Here is a 5932-nt window from a genome sequence, read left to right as displayed (position 1 = left end):
TGGCTGGACGCCGGGCATGGCCCGGCGCTACCTCCAGATCAGGCCTCCGGCACGAACCCGGCGGGCTTCTCCGCGTCCTTCTCGAACAGGAACTTCACCAGTTCCGTTTCCAGCAAGGCGCGATGCTCCGGCTTTCGCGGGGAGAGGCGGTTCTCGTTGATCAGCATGGTCTGGTGTGCCAGCCATGCGGTCCACGCCGGCTTGCCGATGTGGTTGAACACGCGCTGGCCCAGCTCGCCCGGGTAAGGCACGAAGTCCAGGCCCTCGGCATCGCGTTGTTCGTACTGGCAGAAGACGGTTCGGGGCATGGCACTCACTCGTGGTTGCGGGATTTTGCGGAAGTTCGCTTCGGGCTCTTGATGGGCGCGCCCTCAAGCAGTTTGCGGATGGGGGCAGGCAAGCCCAGTGCAGGCAGTTCGGCGGCGCCAACCCAGCGCAGCGTGGGTTCTTCCACGCGCAGGCCGCGCACCTGCCGTGACAATACCTGCAGGTGCAGTTTGTAGTGGCTGAAGGTGTGCTGCAGCACTGGCAGTTCCTCGGCATCTTCCAGCGAACCATCGACGTGGACGTCGAACCAGTCCTGCAGCTCGCTGCCCGCTTCGGCCTGCGGAAGCGTCCACAACTGTGCCCAGATGCCGGTGTCCGGCCGCTTCTGCAGCAGTACGCGCTGCTGCTTGTCGCGCAGCAGCAAAGCCACCGCCTCGCGTTCGGGCAGCGTCTTGCCTGGCTTTGCGGTTGGCAGCTCGGCGGTGCGGCCTTCGCGACGTGCCACGCAATCGGCCTGCAGCGGACAGATCACGCAGGCCGGTCTGGACCGGCTGCAGACCGTGGCACCGAGGTCCATCTGCGCCTGGGTGTAGTCGGCCATGCGTCCAGCCGGCACCTGGGCGACCTGCGCTTCGGCGATGGCCCACAGATGCTTCTCGATGGCGGGCAGGCCAGGGAAGCCTTCGACGCCGTGATAGCGGCTGAGCACGCGCTTGACGTTGCCATCGAGGATCGCGAACGGGTCGTTCCAGGCCTGGCTGAGGATCGCGCCGGCGGTGCTGCGGCCGATGCCGGGCAGGTCGTGCAGGGCATCGAAATCACGCGGCAGATCGCCGCCGTGCTCGGCGACGCAGCGCTTGGCGGCCGCGTGCAGATTGCGTGCACGTGCGTAGTAGCCCAGGCCGGCCCACTGCGCCATCACCGCGTCGTTGCTGGTGGCGGCAAGGTCGGGCAGGGTGGGGAAGTGCTGCAGGAACCGATGGAAGTACGGAATGACCGTGGCCACCTGGGTCTGCTGCAGCATGATCTCCGACAACCACACCCGGTACGGGCTGCGCGGATGCTGCCAGGGCAGGTCGTGGCGGCCGTGGTCATCGAACCAGTGCAGCAGGCGGGCAACGAAGCCGTGCTCAGGGGCGGACGTGGCGCTGGCGTTCGGCTGGCGGGGCATCGGTACTCCAGGGGGCAGCCACCCATGGGGTGGCTCTACTACGGCAGCGGCCGGTCACCCATGGGGTGGCTCTACCGGGTTGCAGTAGAGCCACGCCATGCGTGGATGCGGACGCGTCAGGCAGTGCCCAATGCTTCGGGCAACAGGGCGTCGACGAAGGCTTCCGGATCGAATACGCGCAGGTCCTCCGGGCGCTCGCCGATACCGGCAAAACGGATCGGAATGCCGAACTCGCGGGCCAGCGCGAACACCACGCCGCCCTTGGCGGTACCGTCCAGCTTGGTCACCACCAGGCCGGTTACCTTGACCGCGGCATTGAACTGGCGCAGCTGCGAAAGCGCGTTCTGGCCGGTGGTGCCGTCGATCACCATCAGCACTTCGTGCGGCGCGTTCTCGTCGATCTTGCCGAGCACGCGGCGGATCTTGCCCAGCTCGTTCATCAGCCCGGACTGGGTGTGCAGGCGGCCTGCGGTATCGGCGATCAGTACCGAGGTGCCGCGGGCCTTGCCGGCCTGCAGCGCATCGTAGGCCACCGAGGCGGCATCAGCGTTCTGCCCCTGCGCGACCACGGCCACACCGTTGCGCTCGCCCCAGATCTGCAGCTGGGCGACGGCCGCGGCGCGGAAGGTATCGCCAGCGGCCAGCATCAGGCTGTGGCCCTCGTCCTTGAAACGCTTGGCCAGCTTGCCGATGGTGGTGGTCTTGCCGACGCCGTTGACGCCCACGGTCAGCACCACGAAGGGCTTGGCGTTGCGGTCGATGACCAGCGGCCTGGATACCGGCTGCAGGATCGCGATCAGGTCCGCACGCAGTGCCGCCAGCAGGGCACTGGCATCGATGAACTCGCGCGCCTTCATGCGCTTGCGCAGGTCGGCGATCAGGTCGGTGGTGGCGGCAACGCCAACGTCGGCGGTCAGCAGCGCGGTCTCGATCTCGTCCAGCAGGTCGTCATCGAGCTTGGGGTTGCGCGAGAACAGGCCGCCGAAACTGCGGGCAAACGCACTGTTGCGCAGGCGCTCGCGCCAGCCGGGCTTGCCCGCCGGTGCGGCCGGGGTATCGACCAGTACCGGCAGGTCGGCGGCGGGGGCGGCCGGTTCCTGCGCCGGGATGACCGGAGCCAGCGGGGCAAGCACTGCGGCGGCGGCGGCCGCTTCGGCTTCGAAGTTCTCCGGCGCCAGCACGCGGGCGGGCGCGGCTTCGCGGAGGGTTTCCTGCGCCGTCTGCAGTGTTGCCTGCGGGGCCGGCGCGGTTGACGCTGCGGGCGAAACGACCTCGGGCGTGGCAGCTGGCACAGGCGCTTCCACCATCGGCGGGGCTACCGGTGCGGCCGGGGCCTGCTCGGGTGGCGCTGCCGACGGGAATGCCGCCGCCAGCTCTTCAGCCGAGTAGTGCTGGGTCTTGGGCGCGTCCGGTGTGGCGGCGTCCTGGGGCTTCTTGCGGCGGAAAAAACTGAGCATTGGCAAAAGGCGCTGAAATCAGAGGGATATGCTACCACCCGGGCCTGTATGGCCGGCGTGGACTCAAGGTCGCAGCTGCGCGGCCGTTAACCGGTCCGGAGGGCTGCGTTGGGTGGCCTGGGAGACCGCCGATGAACGATGTGACAGGTGTTGCGCTCAGCGGGATGCGTGCGGCCCAGCAGGGCGTGCAGGTGGCCGCGCGCAATGTGGCCAACCTGGCGATCCCCGATGCGCCACGACTGCAACTGCAGCGCGATGCCGCAGCGCAGGGCGGGGTGGACACCCGCGTGACGTCCCATGGCGATACCGATCCGACTGCACCGCTGGGTGACCTGTTGGCTGCCAAGGCCGAGGTGGTGGCCTTCGCTGCCAATGCCGCGCTGATCCGCCGCGAGGACCAGATGCTGGGCTCGCTGCTGGATCGGCAGGCCTGATTCGACCGGCTCCGGGACGGGCTTGATCCGACCGGCTCTGGTGCGTGCCTGATCCGACCTGCTCTGGTAGGTGCCAACCTTGGTTGGCACGCTTTTGCAGTCAAGCCCTGCTCGGCAGCTCTTCAAGCGCCAACCAAGGTTGGCATCTACCAGGCCAACAGCAGCGCCAACCAAGGTGGGCATCTACCGGGGCAATGGCGGTGCCAACCGAGGTTGGCACCCACCAGGCCGGGCGATCCCGGCATCGGTCAGGCCGACAGCTCCAGCAGCAGCTTGTTCAGACGGGCCACATAGGCACCCGGGTCCTTCAGGCTGTCGCCCGCGGCCAGTGCGGCCTGGTCGAACAGCACCCGGCCCAGGTCGTCGAAACGTGCGCCATCGGCTTCGGCATCCAGCTTGGCGATCAACGGGTGACCCGGGTTGATCTCCAGTACCGGCTTGCTGTCGGGAACCTTCTGGCCGCTGGCTTCCAGGATCTGGCGCATCTGCAGGCCCAGGTCCTGTTCGCCGATGGCCAGCACCGCAGGCGAATCGGTCAGGCGGTGCGACACGCGCACTTCGGCCACGTCATCGCCCAGCACGTTCTTCAGGCGCTCGACCAGGCCCTGCTTGTCCTTGGCTGCGGCTTCCTGCTCCTGCTTGTCCGCTTCGCTCTCCAGCGCGCCCAGGTCGAGGTCGCCACGGGCGATGTCGACGAAGCCCTTGCCGTCGAAATCGGTCAGGTAGCCCATCAGCCACTCGTCGATGCGATCGGTCAGCAGCAGGACTTCGATGCCCTTCTTGCGGAACACTTCCAGGTGCGGGCTGTTGCGCACCTGGCTGTAGCTCTCGCCGGTCAGGTAATAGATCTTGTCCTGGCCTTCGGCCATGCGGCCGATGTAGTCGGCCAACGAGACGGTCTGTGCATCGCCGTCGCCACGGGTGGAAGCGAAGCGCAGCAGGCCAGCGACCTTCTCACGGTTGTTGTAGTCCTCGGCCGGGCCTTCCTTCAGCACCTGGCCGAACTCTTTCCAGAACGTGGCGTACTGCTCGGGCTTGTCGCTGGACAGCTTCTCCAGCATGTCCAGCGAACGCTTGGTCAGCGCGGCCTTCATCGAATCGATGACCGGGCCGGACTGCAGGATCTCGCGCGAGACATTCAGCGACAGGTCGTTGGAATCGACCACGCCCTTGATGAAGCGCAGGTACAGCGGCAGGAACTGCTCGGCCTGGTCCATCACGAACACGCGCTGCACGTACAGCTTCAGGCCCTTGGGTGCATCGCGGTGGTACAGGTCGAACGGCGCGCGGCCAGGCACGTACAGCAGCGAGGTGTACTCCAGCTTGCCTTCGACCTTGTTGTGGCTCCACGCCAGCGGATCGCTGTGATCGTGTGCAACGTGCTTGTAGAACTCGGTGTACTCGGCGTCGCTGATCTCGGTGCGCGGACGGGTCCACAGCGCGCTGGCGCGGTTGACGGTTTCCCATTCGGCCGCGGCGCCTTCTTCGCCACCTTCCTTCGGCATCTGGATCGGCAGGCCGATATGGTCCGAGTATTTCTTGAGGATGCTGCGCAGGCGCCAGCCGTCGGCGAAGTCGTGCTCGCCGTCCTTCAGATGCAGGACGATGCGGGTGCCGCGCTCGGCCTTGTCGATGGTAGCGACATCGAAATCGCCTTCGCCACGCGAGGTCCAGCGCACGCCTTCATTGGCGGCCAGGCCGGCGCGGCGCGAAGTGACTTCCACTTCGTCGGCGACGATGAAGGCGCTGTAGAAGCCGACGCCGAACTGGCCGATCAGCTGCGAGTCCTTCTTCTGGTCGCCGGACAGCTGGCGCAGGAAGTCGCCGGTGCCGGACTTGGCGATGGTGCCGAGGTGGGTGATGGCATCGGCGCGGCTCATGCCGATGCCGTTGTCGTCGATGGTGATGGTGTGGGCGGCCGGATCGAAGCTGACGCGCACGCGCAGCTCGCTGTCGCCTTCCAGCAGCTCAGGCTGGGTCAGGGCTTCGAAGCGCAGCTTGTCGGCGGCGTCGGCGGCATTGGAGACCAGCTCGCGGAGGAAGATCTCCTTGTTGGAGTACAGCGAGTGGATCATCAGCTGCAGCAGCTGCTTGACTTCGGTCTGGAAGCCAAGGGTTTCGGTCTGGGTCGTCTCGGTCATCGGGTAGGGCTCCATGTGCGGTGGCGCGCAAGCGCGTGCGGCCTCGCCAAGGGGTAGGGGTGATTGTCCCGAAATCAAGGGGTTGGTCGGCCGGGCTGCGCCCGGCACCCGCNGAGGCCAAAGCAACAGCAACAGCTGGCTCTGGGTTGTCTGTTTGCTTGGCGGGGCGGTGTGGGTTGGCAGGACACGCCGTAAACCCTTCCATGGGGGCTCGTAGGCGCCATCCATGGCGCCTGCGGTCCNGCCANCCCACACCGCCCCACCNCTGACAGTTTCCCGGTGACGGTGACAACGGCTGGGCTTCTGATCTCATCAAATCCTTCGAAATCTGACAGATGTTCATCCACGCATGGCGTGGATCTACTGCAGATCGCGGAAAACTGTCGAAGGCGGGGTGGGTCCGGTTGNGGGGGCGTGAGCCGCATGGATGCGGCGACCGAGCTTACATGGACGTACTTGCAG

5 protein-coding genes are annotated in these 5932 nt (G+C 66.7%); 1 reads left to right on the top strand and 4 read right to left on the bottom strand.

Annotation, left to right across the window (positions count from 1 at the left end):
- Positions 1-38 precede the first annotated feature (38 nt).
- The 3 genes from TEP_RS11595 to ftsY all read right to left on the bottom strand — a co-directional run bounded on the left by TEP_RS11595 (position 39) and on the right by ftsY (position 2895).
- Complete coding sequence (locus tag TEP_RS11595) at positions 39-308, bottom strand: oxidative damage protection protein (RefSeq protein WP_132825380.1); 270 nt, start codon at positions 306-308, stop codon at positions 39-41.
- A gap of 5 nt (positions 309-313) precedes the next feature.
- The gene (gene mutY / locus TEP_RS11590; RefSeq protein ID WP_132825379.1) at positions 314-1438 is read right to left on the bottom strand and encodes an A/G-specific adenine glycosylase; all 1125 of its coding nucleotides are present in this window, start codon (positions 1436-1438) and stop codon (positions 314-316) included.
- Positions 1439-1554: 116 nt separating this feature from the next.
- Positions 1555-2895, bottom strand: a complete 1341-nt coding sequence (gene ftsY / locus TEP_RS11585; RefSeq protein WP_132825378.1) for a signal recognition particle-docking protein FtsY — start codon at positions 2893-2895, stop codon at positions 1555-1557.
- A gap of 131 nt (positions 2896-3026) precedes the next feature.
- On the opposite strand from ftsY, the gene TEP_RS11580 reads away from it, so the two are divergent.
- Positions 3027-3329 carry a hypothetical protein gene (locus TEP_RS11580; RefSeq protein ID WP_132825377.1) on the top strand — a complete coding sequence of 101 codons (303 nt, stop codon included), beginning with the start codon at positions 3027-3029 and terminating at the stop codon, positions 3327-3329.
- Between the two features lie 248 nt (positions 3330-3577).
- Here the strand turns inward: TEP_RS11580 and htpG are convergent, their stop codons facing one another.
- A complete protein-coding gene (gene htpG / locus TEP_RS11575; protein WP_132825376.1) occupies positions 3578-5470 on the bottom strand; it encodes a molecular chaperone HtpG in 1893 nt (630 codons plus the stop codon).
- Positions 5471-5932 lie beyond the last annotated feature (462 nt).

This window comes from Stenotrophomonas sp. TEPEL (genome assembly GCF_004348785.1).
Taxonomy (GTDB): domain Bacteria; phylum Pseudomonadota; class Gammaproteobacteria; order Xanthomonadales; family Xanthomonadaceae; genus Stenotrophomonas; species Stenotrophomonas indicatrix.
This window is presented reverse-complemented; position numbering and strand designations above follow the sequence as displayed.